Origin of the sequence: Streptomyces sp. WG7, assembly GCF_049975785.1 — a bacterium.
Lineage (GTDB): Bacteria > Actinomycetota > Actinomycetes > Streptomycetales > Streptomycetaceae > Streptomyces.
Genome location: NZ_JBNGGE010000007.1, coordinates 44,118 through 58,650, shown reverse-complemented (window position 1 = coordinate 58,650; position 14,533 = coordinate 44,118). Strand labels below are relative to the sequence as shown.

Annotated in this window: 16 protein-coding genes; 9 read left to right on the top strand and 7 right to left on the bottom strand. The window is 72.0% G+C overall.

Annotation, left to right across the window (positions count from 1 at the left end; genetic code table 11):
• Nucleotides 1-40: 40 nt before the first annotated feature.
• The 3 genes from ACP4J0_RS10125 (at nucleotide 41) to ACP4J0_RS10115 (ending at nucleotide 2,716) form a co-directional block, all read left to right on the top strand.
• Nucleotides 41-1,459, top strand: a complete 1,419-nt coding sequence (locus tag ACP4J0_RS10125; RefSeq protein ID WP_426598294.1) for an amidohydrolase — start codon at nucleotides 41-43, stop codon at nucleotides 1,457-1,459.
• A 226-nt stretch (nucleotides 1,460-1,685) separates the two neighbouring features.
• The gene (locus ACP4J0_RS10120) at nucleotides 1,686-2,375 is read left to right on the top strand and encodes a DUF899 domain-containing protein (protein WP_426598293.1); all 690 of its coding nucleotides are present in this window, start codon (nucleotides 1,686-1,688) and stop codon (nucleotides 2,373-2,375) included.
• Between the two features lie 158 nt (nucleotides 2,376-2,533).
• The gene (locus ACP4J0_RS10115; protein ID WP_426598453.1) at nucleotides 2,534-2,716 is read left to right on the top strand and encodes a hypothetical protein; all 183 of its coding nucleotides are present in this window, start codon (nucleotides 2,534-2,536) and stop codon (nucleotides 2,714-2,716) included.
• A 14-nt stretch (nucleotides 2,717-2,730) separates the two neighbouring features.
• On the opposite strand, the gene ACP4J0_RS10110 is transcribed toward ACP4J0_RS10115, so the two are convergent.
• Together ACP4J0_RS10110 and ACP4J0_RS10105 are read right to left on the bottom strand one after the other, a co-directional pair.
• Nucleotides 2,731-3,183 (bottom strand): hypothetical protein, encoded by a 453-nt coding sequence (locus tag ACP4J0_RS10110; RefSeq protein WP_426598292.1) that lies wholly within the window; start codon nucleotides 3,181-3,183, stop codon nucleotides 2,731-2,733.
• The gene (locus tag ACP4J0_RS10105) at nucleotides 3,174-3,815 is read right to left on the bottom strand and encodes an ATP-binding protein (protein ID WP_426598291.1); all 642 of its coding nucleotides are present in this window, start codon (nucleotides 3,813-3,815) and stop codon (nucleotides 3,174-3,176) included. The genes ACP4J0_RS10110 and ACP4J0_RS10105 overlap by 10 nt, the downstream gene beginning before the upstream one ends.
• 225 nt (nucleotides 3,816-4,040) lie before the next feature.
• Between ACP4J0_RS10105 and ACP4J0_RS10100 the strand changes: the two genes are divergently transcribed.
• From ACP4J0_RS10100 to ACP4J0_RS10090, 3 genes are all read left to right on the top strand, one after another.
• Nucleotides 4,041-4,901: a helix-turn-helix domain-containing protein gene (locus ACP4J0_RS10100; protein ID WP_426598290.1), complete on the top strand. Its 861-nt coding sequence runs from the start codon at nucleotides 4,041-4,043 to the stop codon at nucleotides 4,899-4,901.
• Nucleotides 4,902-5,222 (top strand): DUF397 domain-containing protein, encoded by a 321-nt coding sequence (locus ACP4J0_RS10095; RefSeq protein ID WP_426598289.1) that lies wholly within the window; start codon nucleotides 4,902-4,904, stop codon nucleotides 5,220-5,222. It abuts the gene before it with no gap.
• Nucleotides 5,223-5,403: 181 nt separating this feature from the next.
• Nucleotides 5,404-6,207 (top strand): SAM-dependent methyltransferase, encoded by an 804-nt coding sequence (locus ACP4J0_RS10090; RefSeq protein WP_426598288.1) that lies wholly within the window; start codon nucleotides 5,404-5,406, stop codon nucleotides 6,205-6,207.
• A gap of 227 nt (nucleotides 6,208-6,434) precedes the next feature.
• Here the strand turns inward: ACP4J0_RS10090 and ACP4J0_RS10085 are convergent, their stop codons facing one another.
• Both ACP4J0_RS10085 and ACP4J0_RS10080 read right to left on the bottom strand, forming a co-directional pair.
• Nucleotides 6,435-7,925, bottom strand: coding sequence for a glutamate synthase subunit beta (locus tag ACP4J0_RS10085; protein WP_426598286.1), 1,491 nt, complete (start codon nucleotides 7,923-7,925; stop codon nucleotides 6,435-6,437).
• 215 nt (nucleotides 7,926-8,140) lie between these two features.
• On the bottom strand, nucleotides 8,141-8,620 hold the full coding sequence (locus ACP4J0_RS10080) for a DUF1772 domain-containing protein (RefSeq protein ID WP_426598285.1): 480 nt from the start codon (nucleotides 8,618-8,620) through the stop codon (nucleotides 8,141-8,143).
• 163 nt (nucleotides 8,621-8,783) lie between these two features.
• Here ACP4J0_RS10080 and ACP4J0_RS10075 point away from each other — a divergent pair, with 163 nt between their 5' ends.
• The gene (locus tag ACP4J0_RS10075) at nucleotides 8,784-9,416 is read left to right on the top strand and encodes a uridine kinase (RefSeq protein ID WP_426598284.1); all 633 of its coding nucleotides are present in this window, start codon (nucleotides 8,784-8,786) and stop codon (nucleotides 9,414-9,416) included.
• A 278-nt stretch (nucleotides 9,417-9,694) separates the two neighbouring features.
• On the opposite strand, the gene ACP4J0_RS10070 is transcribed toward ACP4J0_RS10075, so the two are convergent.
• Complete coding sequence (locus ACP4J0_RS10070) at nucleotides 9,695-10,822, bottom strand: magnesium and cobalt transport protein CorA (RefSeq protein ID WP_426598283.1); 1,128 nt, start codon at nucleotides 10,820-10,822, stop codon at nucleotides 9,695-9,697.
• A 345-nt stretch (nucleotides 10,823-11,167) separates the two neighbouring features.
• Here ACP4J0_RS10070 and ACP4J0_RS10065 point away from each other — a divergent pair, with 345 nt between their 5' ends.
• Complete coding sequence (locus tag ACP4J0_RS10065; protein ID WP_426598282.1) at nucleotides 11,168-11,962, top strand: methyltransferase domain-containing protein; 795 nt, start codon at nucleotides 11,168-11,170, stop codon at nucleotides 11,960-11,962.
• A 192-nt stretch (nucleotides 11,963-12,154) separates the two neighbouring features.
• Here the strand turns inward: ACP4J0_RS10065 and ACP4J0_RS10060 are convergent, their stop codons facing one another.
• Together ACP4J0_RS10060 and ACP4J0_RS10055 are read right to left on the bottom strand one after the other, a co-directional pair.
• Nucleotides 12,155-13,084 carry a carbohydrate kinase family protein gene (locus tag ACP4J0_RS10060; RefSeq protein ID WP_426598281.1) on the bottom strand — a complete coding sequence of 310 codons (930 nt, stop codon included), beginning with the start codon at nucleotides 13,082-13,084 and terminating at the stop codon, nucleotides 12,155-12,157.
• A complete protein-coding gene (locus ACP4J0_RS10055) occupies nucleotides 13,069-13,977 on the bottom strand; it encodes a pseudouridine-5'-phosphate glycosidase (protein WP_426598280.1) in 909 nt (302 codons plus the stop codon). Before ACP4J0_RS10055 ends, ACP4J0_RS10060 begins: the two co-directional genes overlap by 16 nt.
• Nucleotides 13,978-14,098: 121 nt before the next feature.
• On the opposite strand from ACP4J0_RS10055, the gene ACP4J0_RS10050 reads away from it, so the two are divergent.
• Entirely contained in the window at nucleotides 14,099-14,527 is a 429-nt protein-coding gene (locus ACP4J0_RS10050; protein ID WP_426598279.1) for a VOC family protein, read from the top strand.
• The last annotated feature ends 6 nt before the right edge of the window (nucleotides 14,528-14,533 follow it).

The window sequence follows — 14,533 nt, the reverse complement described above, 5'->3', positions numbered from 1 at the left end:
CCTCGCAAACCGACCGCACGCTGGGCCGTACGTTGACGGGATGACGCCTTCTTCCCATGAGAAGCCGAAGCCCACTGATCTCCATGAGGAGCGGAAGCCCTCTGCATCCCGTGAGCAGCCCGCCGATCTCGTGATCACCGGCTGCACCGTTCTCGTGCACGACGACCGGGGACGGATCGGCTTCGAAGAGGACGCGGCCATCGTCGTATGGGACGGAGTCGTCGATTCCGTGACGAGCGCCGCCGCCGTGGCCGGCCTCCCCGCCGCCGACCGCATCGACGCACGCGGCCAAGTCGCCCTCCCCGGTCTGATCAACTGCCACACGCACGCGCCGATGGTCGCCCTGCGCGGACTCGCCGAGGACCTGCCCACCGAGGAGTGGTTCAACGACGTCGTCTGGCCCGTCGAGTCCAACCTCACCGAACGGGACGTGGAGCTGGGCGCCCGGCTCGCCTGCGCCGAGATGATCCGCGCGGGCGTGACGACGTTCGCGGACCACTACTTCGCCATGGACGCCGTCGCCACCGTGGTCGCCGAGTGCGGGATGCGGGCGCTGCTGGGCCAGGCGTACTTCTCTTCCCAGGGGCCGGAAGGCAGGGAGACATCGCTGGAGTTCGCCGTGCGGCACCGGGGCTCCGCGGACGGCCGGATCACGACCGCCCTCGCCCCGCACGCCCCCTACACGGTGACCGACACCGACCTCGCCGCCACCGCGGAACTCGCCCGCGACCACGGCCTGTCCGTGCACCTCCACGCCGCCGAGAACCGCGACCAGACCGAGACCAGCCTCGCCCGGCACGGCGTCACCCCGGTCCAGGTCCTGGAGCGCACCGGCATCCTCGACACCGACGTGCTCATCGCGCACGGCACCGGCATCGTCGAGACCGATCTGCCGCTCCTCGCGCGCGCGGAAGGGCGTACGGCCGTGGCGACCGCGCCCCGCGGGTACCTCAAGTTCGCCTGGCCCACCACCACACCGGTACGCGCCCTGCGCGACATCGGCGTGCCCGTGGGACTCGCCACGGACGGCGCCGCCTCCAACAACTCCCTCGACGTGTGGGAGTCGATGGCGCTCACGTCCCTGATCCAGAAGTACACCGAGGGCGACCCGCGGTGGCTGACCTCCCGCCAGGCACTGCACCACGCCACGCTGCAGAGCGCCGACGCGGTCGGGCTCGGCGACACCGTCGGCCGCATCGCACCGGGGCGGCGGGCCGACCTCGTCCTCGTCGACCTCACCGGGCCGCACACCCAGCCCGTGCACGACCTCGCCGCCACCCTCGTGCACAGCGCGCGGTCCGCGGACGTGCGCACGACGATCGTCGACGGGCGCGTCCTCATGCGGGACCGCCGGCTGCTGACCCTCGACGTCCCCGCGGTGGTCCGGGAACTGGGGGAGCGGCTGCCCGCCCTGACCGAGCGCGGCCACGGACGGCGCGTCCAGGAGTACGACACCTGAGCTCCGTACGACACCTGAGCTCGTGCGGGACTTGATCCGTGCGGGACTTGATCCGTGCGGGACTTCATCCGTACGGAACTGAATGCCGTACGGAACTGAACACCGAGGTCAGCGGCTTCCCCCCGCCCACCCGAAAAGAATCTTGCCGAGCCGCGATGAGTTCTGCACCGCCCGTCGGTCACCACCCCGACGGACCGTTGCGTAACGCACAGGAGGAGCTGGATCCATGTCGCTGCCGGAGATCGTCACCCGCGCGGACTGGCGCGCGGCGCGCGAGGCCTTACTGGTCAAGGAGAAGGCGGCCACCCGCGCGCGTGACGCGCTCAACGCCGAGCGTCGCGGGCTGCCCATGGTGGAGGTCGACAAGGAGTACGTGTTCGAGGGCGGCGACGGCAAGGGCACGCTGCTCGACCTCTTCGAGGGGCGCGACCAGCTTGTCGTTTACCACTTCATGTTCGCGCCCGAGTGGGACGCCGGCTGCCGCAGCTGCTCGGCGTTCCTGGACCAGATAGGGCACCTCGCGCACCTGAGGGCCCGCGGTACGACGTTCGCGGCCGTCTCCCGGGCGCCGTACCCGAGGATCCTGCCGTTCAAGGCACGGATGGGCTGGACGCTGCCCTGGTACTCGTCCTACGTCAGCGACTTCAACACCGACTTCGAGGTGACCCTCGAACACGAGGGCGAGCTCGTCGAGCGGCCCGGCCTCAGCTGCTTCCTGCGCGACCGCGACCGGGTCTTCCACACCTACTCGACGTACGAGCGCGGCCTCGACGGCCTCGGCTCGACCACCAGCCTGCTCGACCTGACCGCGCTCGGCAGGCAGGAGCAGTGGGAGAAACCCGAGGGGCGCGCCTCGGCCCTCGGCGCGCCCGCGGGAAGCGAGAGAGTCCGCTACCACGACGAGTACGAGGACTGAGACGCACCGTAGCGAAAGGGCCCGAACGGCTGAGGTGCCTCTCACACTTTGCGGTGAACGAGTGTCAACTACGTCTCAGTACCGTCACCGCGCGAGGCGTTCGCTCCATGGTTGGCGTTTAACTCTACGAGTACAGCGCTACATGGAGGTGCGGGGTGGTGAACGGGCGAACGGTGCTCGAGCGCTTTCCCGCCGGCGGACCGCGAGGATCCTGGCCGGCGGAGGAGTTCGCGAACGCGCGACGTCTGGAGGGCCTGCCCGCCGAGGTCGTCATGGACCTCGCCACGGACATGTTCCTGGTCATCGTCCGCGGTGACGCCGCAGGCGGCTCGCCCGTCTGAGCGTGCGGCGGCGCCTACGCGCTCACCGGCCGTGACCATGTGGGCGTCGTGTTCGTCACCCGGCACAGGGCGAGGTAGAGCGGTATGGGCGGGGTGTAGGGGACCGTGCCGTCGGGGCGATGGATGAGGCCGGGAACGTCCGGTGCGTCGGGAACGACCGCGCCGGTGGCGTACCGCGCGGGAACGGGCCACTCCAGCGCGTAGTCGGAGTCGGACGGGACGATCCACCACCAGTGCGCGTCGTCGGCGTAGACGCAGCCCACGCGCGGCAGCCGAGGGAGCACCAGAGGGCCGAAGCGGGCGGGCACCGTCACGGCGTCGCAGCCCAGCGGAGCCGTCATGCCGTCCGGCACGGGCAGCCGCCGGGGAGTCCCGGAGAGCGCCCCGGGGGCGTCCAGCCCGCGCTGGAGGCGGACCAGGGTGTCCAGGCCGAGCGGGCGCACACCGGACGCGGCCCTCATAGCCATTCGGTCTCCGTCCCGCGGTGCGGCCGGAGGTGGCGTCCCTCCGCCTCGCCGTCGTCACCCGTGCCGCCGGCGGGGCCGGGTTTCGGGCGGGCGCCCCAGCCCAGGTCGTTGTGGGGCTCCAACGGATCGCGCGGCCCGTCGGCCCGGCGTGGCAGCTCGGCCCAGACCAGCAGTCCGGGGCCGTGCTCCTGGGCGCCCCAGGCGTCGCACAGGGCGTCGACGAGAAGCAGCCCCCTGCCGTGCTCGTCCTCGGGCTGCTGGTCGGCCGACGGGTGGGGCTGACCGGGGGCGCAGCCCTCGTCGCGTACGGCTATGCGGACCAGCTCGGCGCCGTCGTGCAGCTCGCACACTATGTGTCTGCTCGCGGTGTGCACGATCGCGTTGGTCACCAGCTCGGAGACCACCAGGGCCGCGGTGTCGCAGGTGTCCTCACACACCGACCAGCCGTTCAGTCGGGCGCGCGTCAGGCGTCTGGCCTGCGCGGCAGAGCCCGGATGGGCGGCCAGCTCGAAGCGGAACCGGCGCTCGGCGGCGGCGGCCCCCGAAGTGCCGGCTCCCATGGCGGCACCGAGGCCCAGGGAGCCCGCGGCGGCGTCTGTTCCTAAGGGCGCGGACGGAATCACGCTTGCCACTATCGCCCCGGCGGGAACACTTGGCAAGTGTCACTCTGAAAAATGCAGAGTGCTGTGTGACGGTCTGGACGGTCGTGGCACACTGCTCGCAACAGCACGTCGAGCGGCGCCACTTCGGATCACCGAGAGCCCGACCGGACTATCGAACGGATCTTCGAATGGCGCCGCCGGGCTGTCCGCACATGGACGCGCGGGACTCTTTCGGGACTCTTCAGGAGGTGGGCGGTGAGCGAGCCGCGGTCCGCGCCGACGGTCGGTCAGGTTGTCCTCGGCAGGCGCCTGCTGGACCTGCGGGAACGAGCCGGCCTCAAACGCGAGGAAGCCGCGCGCATCCTGCGCGTCGCCCCCGCCACGGTCCGCCGGATGGAGATGGCCGAGGTCGCCCTCAAGATCCCCTACCTCCAACTCCTGCTGAAGGCCTACGGCATCGGCGACGAGGAGGCCGACGCCTTCGTCCAGCTGGCCGAGGACGCCAACAAGCCCGGATGGTGGCAGCGCTTCCACGACATCCTGCCGGGCTGGTTCTCCATGTACGTCAGCCTGGAGGGCGCGGCCTCCCTCATCCGTTCCTACGAGCCCCACTTCGTCCCCGGAGTGCTGCAGACCGAGGACTACGCGCGCGGGGTGCTCCGCTCGGGAGCCATCGGGCAGACCCGGCCCGACGACATCGAACGCCACGTCGACCTGCGCATGCGGCGCCAGGAACTGCTCACCCGTGAGGACGCGCCCAGGCTGTGGGTCGTGATGGACGAGACCGCGCTGCGCCGCCCCGTCGGGGGCCCCGAGGTGATGCGCGCCCAGATCGACAGACTGCTGGAGGCCACGAAGCTGCCCAATGTGACGCTGCAGGTCGCCCCGTTCTCCAACGGGCCGCACCCGGGCACGTACGGGCCCTTCGTGCTCTTCCGATTCGCCATGCCGGAGCTGCCGGACATGGTCTACAGCGAGTACCTGACCGGCGCCGTCTACCTCGACGCGCGCGCCGAGGTGGCGACCCATCTCGAGGTCATGGACCGCATGGCGGCGCAGGCCGCCACGGCACATCGCACGAAGGAGATCCTCCGGGATCTCCGCAAGGAGCTGTGAATGAATCGCATCAAACCCCAGCGCTCGCCGCGGACCCGCAGCGAGCGGATCCACCACGAGGGGATCTTCGGCGAAGGGACCCACAGCGAAGGGATCTACAACGGCATGCCCGCCCGTGAGCTGGGCAGCGAGGGCTGGCACAAGCCGTGGAGCGGCGGAAACGGGGGCAACTGCCTGGAGGCGATGAAGCTCGCCGACGGCCGGATCGCCGTACGGCAGTCGACCGACCCCGACGGGCCGGCGCTGATCTACACCTCCGCCGAGATGACGGCCTTCATCGAGGGAGCGAAGGCGGGAGAGGCGGACTTCCTGCTGGCCTGAAACGCACGCTCTGTTGATGTTTGCTTCCTAAACTGTTTGGCACTGAGTTGATCACCCACCGTCATCACCCGCCGCCGTCGCCCGCGACCGTCATCCGTAGCCGACGCCCTTCGCCGTCACCCTTCGCCGTCAGCGTTCTCGTCACCGTTCGCCAGGAAAACCCAACACCTTGGAGCTCGTCATGACCGGGCAGCACCGCGCCGAGATCGACACGAGTAGGCCGCACCCCGCACGGATGTACGACTGGTATCTCGGCGGCAAGGACAACTACCCGGTCGACGAGGCGATGGGCCGGCAGATGCTCACCCTCGACCCGAGGGTGCCGGTGATGGCCAGGGTGAACCGCGCCTTCATGCACCGGGCCACCCGCTGGCTCACCGGTCAGGGCATACGGCAGTTCCTCGACGTCGGAACCGGTATCCCCACCGAACCCAACCTCCATCAGGTCGCCCAGGAGACCGCGTCCGACGCCCGCGTCGTCTACTGCGACAACGACCCCATCGTGCTGGCCCACGCGGCGGCCCTGCTGCGCGGCACGCCCGACGGGGCGACCGAGTACCTCCAGGCCGATGTCCGGGATCCGGAAGCCATCCTGGACGGTGCCAGGAAGATCCTGGACTTCGACCGGCCCATCGCGCTGTCCCTGGTCGCGCTGCTGCACTTCGTCTCCGACGAGGACGGCGCGCACGACCTGGTCGGCCGGCTGCTGTCGGCGCTGCCCTCCGGAAGCCACCTGGTGATGACCCACGCGACGGCCGACTTCACGCCCGAGGAGTCGCGGGCGGCCACCGAGAAGCTCAGCGCCGCCGGTGTCACCCTGGCCCTGCGCTCACGCGATGAGTTCGCCCGCTTCTTCGCCGGCCTCGACCTGGTCGAGCCCGGCGTCGCGGTGCCCCATCTGTGGCACCCGGAACTGGGCGAGCCGGTTGCCGGGCAGGAGGACGGGGTCATCCCGGGGTACGGGGCAGTGGGCCGTAAACCGTGATCCGCGGGCTGTGATCCGCGGGCTTCGCGACCCACAGGTGGTGACCCGCAGGCTGCGACCCGCAGGCTGTGACCCAGGGGGGACCCCGCAGGTTGTGAGCGGCAGGTGGTGACCGGGCAGGCTGTGACCCCGCTGACCGGCCCATGGAGGAGCGGTGGGTGTGCTTGATCGGCCCGTGGGGGAGCGGTGGGTGTGCTTGATCGGCCCGTGCGGGAGCGGCGGCGTGCTCAAGCCGTCATCGGCCGGTCGTACGGGCCGACCGGTGCCGGCAGCCGTGTGCTGCCGCCGGACAGGTGACGGTCAACGGCCGCCGCCACCGCCCGCCCCTCCGCGATCGCCCACACGACGAGCGACGGCCCGCGTGCCGCGTCCCCCGCGGCGAACCAGCCCGGGACATTGGTCGCGAAGCCCGGGTCCCGGGCGATCGTGCCACGGGGCTCCAGCGCCAGCCCCAGTTGGTCGATGAGCCCGTCGTCACGGTCGGGCCCCGAGAAGCCGAGGGCGAGGAGGACGAGGTCGGCCGGGAGCGACCGCTCGGTGCCGGGCAGCGGACGGCGCCCGGCGTCCACTCCGACCAGGTGCAGCGACCGAACGTGCCTCTCCGCGTCACCGGTGAAACGGAGCGTGCTCGCCGCGAACAGTCGTGCGTCCGCGTCCGCCGCCGGCGCGGACCGCAGTTCACGTGCCTCCTCGTGCGCTGCCGACAGCCGGTACAGCCGCGGGTACGTCGGCCAGGGCTCGGCCGCCTCGTCGCGCTCCGAGCCCGGCTGCGCGTAGATGTCCAGCTGGGTCACGGACGCGGCCCCCTCCCGGACCGCGGTACCGAGGCAGTCGGCCCCCGTGTCACCGCCGCCGACGATGACGACGTGCCTCCCGGCGGCGGACAGCGGGGAGCGCTCCAGATCCCCCTCGCGCACCCGGTTCGCCAGCGGCAGGTACTCCATCGCCTGATGGATACCGGCCAGCTCCCGACCGGGCACGGTCAGCTCGCGCCACGTCGTCGCCCCGGTGGCGATCACCACCGCGTCGTAGCGTGCCCGCAGTTCGCCGGCGGGGACGTCCCGCCCGACCGCCGTCGACGTACGGAACCTCGTCCCCTCGGCCCGCATCTGGTCGACGCGCCGATCCAGGTGCCGCTTCTCCATCTTGAACTCGGGGATGCCGTACCGCAGCAGCCCACCGATCCGGTCGTCCCGCTCGTAGACGGCGACCGTGTGCCCGGCCCGGGTCAGCTGCTGCGCCGCCGCGAGCCCGGTGGGCCCCGACCCGATCACCGCCACCGTCCGCCCGGACAGCCGGTCCGGCGGGCGCGGCGGTGCGAAGCCCTCCTCCCAGGCTTTGTCGGCGATCGCACACTCGACGTTCTTGATGGTGACGGCGGGCTGGTTGATGGCGAGCACACAGCCCGCCTCGCACGGTGCCGGGCACAACCGGCCGGTGAACTCGGGGAAGTTGTTCGTGGCGTGCAGCCGCTCGCTCGCCGCCCGCCAGTCCGACCGGGTGACCAGGTCATTCCACTCCGGGATCAGATTGCCGAGCGGACAGGCGTCGTGGCAGAAGGGGATGCCGCAGTCCATGCAGCGACCGGCCTGCGCGCCGATGACCGGCAGCAGCGCCCCAGGGACGTACACCTCGTCCCAGTCCCGGGCGCGCTCCCCCGCCGGCCTGCGGGGCCACTCCTCGCGGGGCGTGGTCAGGAAACCCTTGGGATCGGCCATGGCCGTCTTCCTTGCGTGCGGGGTGGCCGGCCGTACGTCGCGGGCGGCGCCCTTCGGGCCCACGATACGTGCCGCCCGCCCCGAGCGCAGAGCACCGGACGGCGCCTTGGCCCCCGTGCTCCGGGCTGCGGCGCCGCCCCCGCGTGGGCAGGAACCAGTGGCTGCCGGCCGCCTCGCCCGGGGCGGCGCCCCGGAGCGGGGTGGCGTCCGCCGGCTCAGGCGAGGGCCAGCACGTAGGCCACCGCCGCCGCGGCCGAGGCAGCCGTGCGGACGTGGTTCCACGCCGTCCACTCGCGTACGTACGAAGGCCACCGGGCGGCCGCCTCCGCGGTGCCCGGCTCCAGCTCGAGCAGTGCGGAGTTGCGCGGCACGTTGGCGGCCGCGGTCACCCCGAACGATCCGAAGAGGAACAGCGCACTGCCCAGCAGCAACTCCACCGCGGCCCCGTCGGGCCACAGCACGAACGTCACCACGGCGATCACCGCGGTCAGCGCCGCCGTCCCGAGGAACACGAGCATGAAGGCGGGCCGCACCGCGGCCGTGTTGATCGCGTTCATCGCGGCGACCCCCTGCGCGGGCGGCAGCGCCGCGAGCCCCCGCATGACGAACGTCGAGAACGCGCAGAAGGCGCCGGCCGTCAGACCGGTCCCGAGCACACCCAGCACCGTCAGCACGAAGTACGGTCCGTCGATCATGTCCTGTCAGCTCCCACCCGTCGAGTCGATGCCCGCTCGGCACCGACGGCCGTCGACCACCGCAAGTCAACATCCGTACGGGCACGGTGACCATGGCCGGTCGGCGCGAGCGCATACGCAGGCGTCCAGGCGGGTGGACCGGCGGCTGACGCATCATGGGCGGGTGCGACTGCAAGCGATCACCTGGGACAGGCTCGGCGACCTGCTCGCCGAGCGCCTGCTCGACCTCCGACCCGCCGACGGCAGCGCCTGGCCGCGCGTCGCCTTCGACGGCGCCCCGGCCGCCCGCCCCGGCGACCTCGCCGACCGGGTCTCCGAGGCGCTGCGCGTTCGCGGCAGGCCCTCCCTCACCGTCGGGACGGAGGGCTTCCTGCGTCCCGCCTCCCTCCGCCTCGAGTACGGGCATCAGGACGTCGAGTCCTACTACAACGGCTGGCACGACACCGGCACCCTGTGGCGCGAGGTCTTCGACCCCCTCGGGCCCGGCGGCGACGGGCGGGTCCTGCCCGACTTGTGGGACCCGGTCACCGACCGGGCCACCCGCAGCCCCTACGTCCGTCTCCCACCCGGCGGTGCGCTGCTGCTGCACGGCCCCTTCCTGCTGCGCCACTGGTTCCCCCTGGATCTGAGCATCCACCTCGCCCTCGGCCCCGGCGCACTGCGTCGCCGCACCCCCGAGGCCGAGCACTGGACCCTGCCCGCCTTCGAGCGCTACGAGGAGGAGACCGATCCCTCCGGCGCCGCCGACGTCCTGGTGCGCGCCGACGATCCGCGGCACCCCGCGTGGAACGGCTGACGGGCCGTGCGGGCGGCTGACTCTCCCGGCCCTTCCACACGCGTGCGCATACGACTTCCCAGTCGCCTTGACGGTCTCCTCCGACGGTGGGTCCATGCCGCCCACGCCGGTGACGCCGGTGATGCCCGCACTTCGCGGTCTGCTTCGGCGGTTCTCCGGGAGCCGGGCGCGTCGACCCGTCCGCGGATACGGGCGGCGAGGCCCGCCCGGCCTTCGTGTCGTGCCGCGCAGGGCGTGGGCATCTCGGCATCTCCGTCTGAACGGCTCGGGCCGTCGCGTCAGAGCCAGCCGTTGCGCCGGAAGCCCCGGTGCAGAGCCAGGCAGGACACGGCTATCACGCCTATGACCAGGCCGTAGCCGTACCGCCAGCGCAGTTCCGGCATGTGGTCGAAGTTCATGCCGTACATCCCGCAGACCATCGTGGGCACGGCGACGATCGCGGCCCAGGCGGTGATCTTCCGCATGTCCTCGTTCTGCGCGACCGTCACGCGGGCGAGGTGGGCCTGGAGAATGGAGTTGAGCAGTTCGTCGAACGCCGCGAGCTGCTCGGTGGCACGCAGCAGATGGTCGGCGACGTCGCGGAAGTAGGCCTGTATCTCCGGCTCGACCACCCGGGCCGGCCGTGTCGCCAGCTCTTCCAGCGGCCGGCCGAGCGGCACCACGGCCCGCCTCAGTTCGAGGAGTTCACGCTTGAGCTGGTAGATCCGCCCTGGATCGACCCGTGCGCCGTGCTCCGCGAACACCTCCGTCTCGACATGGTCGATGTCCGCCTGGACCGCTTCGATGACGCTCAGGAAGTCGTCCACCACGTGGTCCGCGATCGCGTGCAGCACGGCCGACGGCCCCTTGACGAGCTGGGCGGGGTCCGACTCCAGTCCCTCCCGCAGCGGTCCCAGTGAGCCGTGCCGCCCGTGGCGCACGGTGATCACGAAGTCCTGGCCGACGAACACCATGATCTCGCCGGTGCTCACCACCTCGCTCGTGGCCGTGAGTTCCTCGTGCTCCACGTAGCAAACCGTCTTGAACACGGCGAAGAGCGTGTCGCCGTACCGCTCCACCTTCGGGCGCTGATGGGCCTCGATCGCGTCCTCGACCGCCAGCGGGTGCAGGTCGAAGAGCTCCGCGACGCCCTCGAACTCCTGGTCCGTCGGCTCATGCAGGCCGAGCCAGACGAAACCGGTTCCCCGCTCCCGCATCCGCTTCACCACGTCGACCGGATCGCCGCCCTCCGGAGTGCGGACACCGTCCCGGTAGGTCACGCAGTTCACCACCGAGGAGCCCAGTGGGGAGCGGGCGGGGTGGCTCAGGTCCACGCGCGGGCGCCGTCGGGCCAGCCTTGCCACCTTGCGGAGGCCGCCGGCCCTTCCCAGGCCCGTGACCCTCCGTAGGTTCCCTGCCATCGTCATCCGTGTCTCCCCGCGTGGGTCCCCTCGCGCCGTGCTTCCCGCGCCTTCGCGCCAGTCTGCCAGGCCTGCTCGAGCGGCGGATCAGCCTGGGGAAATGAGGCGTTCCGCTTTGTTCCCGGCTGTGGACAGGGCGGTTGCGGTGGGACCCGGACCGGGCGCGGGCTCGGGCGCGGACCGGGTTCGGCATGGACCGGACATGGCGTGGACCGGACATGGCGTGGATCGGACACGGCGTGGACACCGGCCGGGCCGGTCACGCCCCCGGCCCGGCCGGTCGCTGCGAGGGGGCGTCGTGCCGGAGCGTCGTCAGCTTGGGACAAGCGGGACAACTGGGATGATCGCCGCATGACGCGAACCGACGGACACCTCCTCGACAACCGGCAGGCCGAGGTGGCGGAGCGCTTCGACGCCTTCGCCGCGCTCTTCGACCCCACGACGTTCCGGTACCTTCAGACGCTCGGTGTCGGACCCGGCTGGCGCTGCTGGGAGGTCGGAGCCGGCGGCACCTCAGTGGTGTCCTGGCTGGCCAAGAGGGTGGGTCCGACCGGCAAGGTCCTCGCGACCGACATCGACACCTCATGGGTCGCTCCGGCCGGCCGGCCTCCGGTCGAAGTCCGCGTGCACGACGTGGGCGCGGAGGAAGCTCCGGGGGAGGGCTTCGACCTGGTGCACGCACGGCTGGTTCTCGTCCATGTCCCGGACCGGGAGCGGGCGTTGCGTTCGATGGTCAAAGCCCTGCGTCCAGGGGGCCGTCTCCTGGTCGAGGACGCCGATCCCGCGCTGCAGCCCCTGCTCTGCCCCGACGAGCACGGTCCCGAGCAGCGACTGGCGAACCGGGTGCGGCACGGCTACCGCCAACTGCTGGCGCACCGCGGTGCCGACCTCTCCTGCGGCCGTCGGCTCCCGCGTCTCCTCCGGGAGGCCGGGCTGCGCCGCGTGGAGGCCGACGCCTACTTCCCGGTCACCTCACCCGCGTGCGCCGTCCTGGAGTCCGCGACGGTCCGTCAGGTCCGCGACCAACTGGTCGGCGCGGGGGTGGCCACGCACGAGGACATCGACCGCCACCTCGCGAACGTCGCGTCCGGCAGCATGGACCTCGTGACGGCTCCGATGATCTCGGCGTGGGGGCGCAAGGCGTAGGGGAGTTGGGGTTTCGGCGCTCCCGGTGCTCCCGTCGCTCAGGGGCCGCTGCCCTTGACCGGCGTGCGGAGGGCGCGAAAGTAGTCGTTGAGGGTCTGCACCACCGCCGACCACCACCGCCGCCGCCAACCACCACCGGCGCCAACCACCACCACCGGCGTCACCCTCCCATCCGCACTGACCGACCGGCGGTCAGTCGGTTGCCGTCGGAGGTCTCGCACCCACCCGTTCGACCGCCCTCGCCCCCGCCCGGCACCCCGCGGCCGCCGCCGCCTCGGGCCCCGCGCCCGCGAGCAGCGCGGCGAGGAACGCGCCGGTGAAGGCGTCACCGGCGCCCGTACTGTCCCGCGGCGACGCCGGGGCGGTGGGCACACGCGCGCACACGGCACCGGACCGGGCCACCAAGGCCCCCTCCGCGCCCTGCTTGGCGATCACCAGCGGGACGTGCCGGCTCAGCTTCGCCGCCGCGTCCACGGGGTCGGACAACCCGGTGAGCAGGCACGCCTCGTCACGGCTGGGCAGCAGGACGTCCACTCCCGCGACCAGGTCCAGGAAACGGCCGACGCCCAGCCCGGTGAGGAACCCCGCCGACGCCGGGTCCAGACTGACCGGCACCCCACGCGCGTGAGCCGCGGCCAGCGCGACCTGCGCCAGAGCACGGCTCGGCTCCGAGAACAGGAGGTAGCCCGACAGGTGCAACCGGGCGACGCCGTCGAGCAGAGCGTCCGACCAGTCGCCGGGCCCGGTCCGCAGCGACGCCCCGCTGTCCGTCAGAAACGTCCGCTCGGCCGAGTCGCCCGTGTCGACCAGGCAGATCACCGTCCCCGTCGGCGCCGCTGGGTCGACGACGAGGAGAGGGCGCACTCCACGGGCCACGAGTTCCCGCTCGTGCCAGGCAGCCGCGTCGGCACCGACCCGCCCCAGCAGCCGCACGTCACCGCACCCCGCGTACGCGGCCCAGCAGGCCACGTTGGCACCAGCCCCACCGGGCAGTCGGCGGATCGAGGCCGCCGTGTCCGTGCCGGCGGCCAGCGGCCCCCGGTGCCGGGCGACGACGTCGGTGATGACGTCCCCGACGACCAGCAGTGCGGCGCCCGGCCCGGCGGTCACGCCCCGGCCCATGCCGCCGCGACGCGTGCCGCCAGCCGCACGTTCCCCCGCACCGCCGCCAGGTTGGCGCTCAGCGAGGCACCGTCGGTGTGCCGTACCAGGTAGTCGAGCAGGAACGGTGTGACCGCCTGCCCCGTGACCCCCTCCTCCTCGCACGCCTGCAGCGCGTCGGCGAGCACCCGCGCGTGGAGCGCGGGATCGAGCTGCTCCTCCTCCGGGACGGGGTTGGCGACGACGAGCGCGGACCGCGGCCCGCCGAGCATGTCCTGTGCCCGCATCACCGCGGCCACCTGCTGCGGGGTGTCCAGCGTCCAGTCCACCGCGTGCCCGGAGTCGGACAGGTAGAAGCCGGGGAAGCGGTCCGTACCGTAACCGGCCACCGCGACGCCCAGTGTCTCCAGGCGTTGCAGGGTCGCCGGCACGTCCAGGATGGATTTCACGCCCGCGCAGACGACCGTTATCCGGGTGCGTGCCAACAGGCCGAGGTCGGCCGACTCGTCCTGCGTCACCGTCCACTCCCGGTGCACGCCGCCGAGCCCGCCGGTCGCGAACACCCGTACGCCCGCCTGGGCCGCCAGCTGGGCGGTCGCCGACACGGTGGTCGCTCCGCTCGCTCCGGCGGCCACCGCGAGCGGCAGGTCGCGGTGGCCCAGCTTGCGGATGCCGTCCTCGTTCGCGACCCGCTCCAGTTGTTGCTTGTCCAGGCCGACATGGGGCCGTCCGTCCAGCACGGCGATGGTCGCCGGTACGGCGCCCTCCCGCCGTACCGCCTCTTCCAGCTCCCGCGCCACCAGCAGGTTGCGCGGGCGCGGCAGCCCGTGCGCGATGATCGTCGACTCCAGCGCCACCACGGGGTGACGCGCCTCGACCGCCGCCCGTACCTCTTCCGACACCATCAGCATCACGCGCCTGCCTCCTGTCCGTCGGTCCTCCCTCATCCCTGGCGGGCGGGGCACCGGGCCAAACCCTCGCGGAGGCCCTGCCGGGCTCTTGCGGTGCTCGGGGGAAACCGCGAGGCTGACAGCCATGACGGACAACACGACACGTCTCGACCATGTCGTCCTCTGGGTGCGGGACCCGGTCGCAGCGGCCGACTTCTACGAGAAGACGCTCGGGATGGAGCCCCTGAGAGTGAGCGAGTACGTCGCGGGGAGCGTGAGCTTCCCCTCCGTGCGCCTCAATGAGGAGACCATCTTCGACCTGGCGCCGCACTCCCTGGCGGAGCGCATGCGCGTGGTCCCCGGTGCCGACGGCAGCGCGGGCCACCCCGTCAACCACGTCTGCCTGTCCCTTTCCACGCACGACTTCGACGCACTGCGCAGTCGCCTGGAAGAGCAGGCCATTCCGGTATCGGAGCTGTCGTACGACTCCTACGGTGCCCGTGGCCTGGCCCGGCGCAGCTTCTACTTCGGTGACCCCGACGGCAACATCTTCGAAGCGCGGCACTACGCATAACCCCTG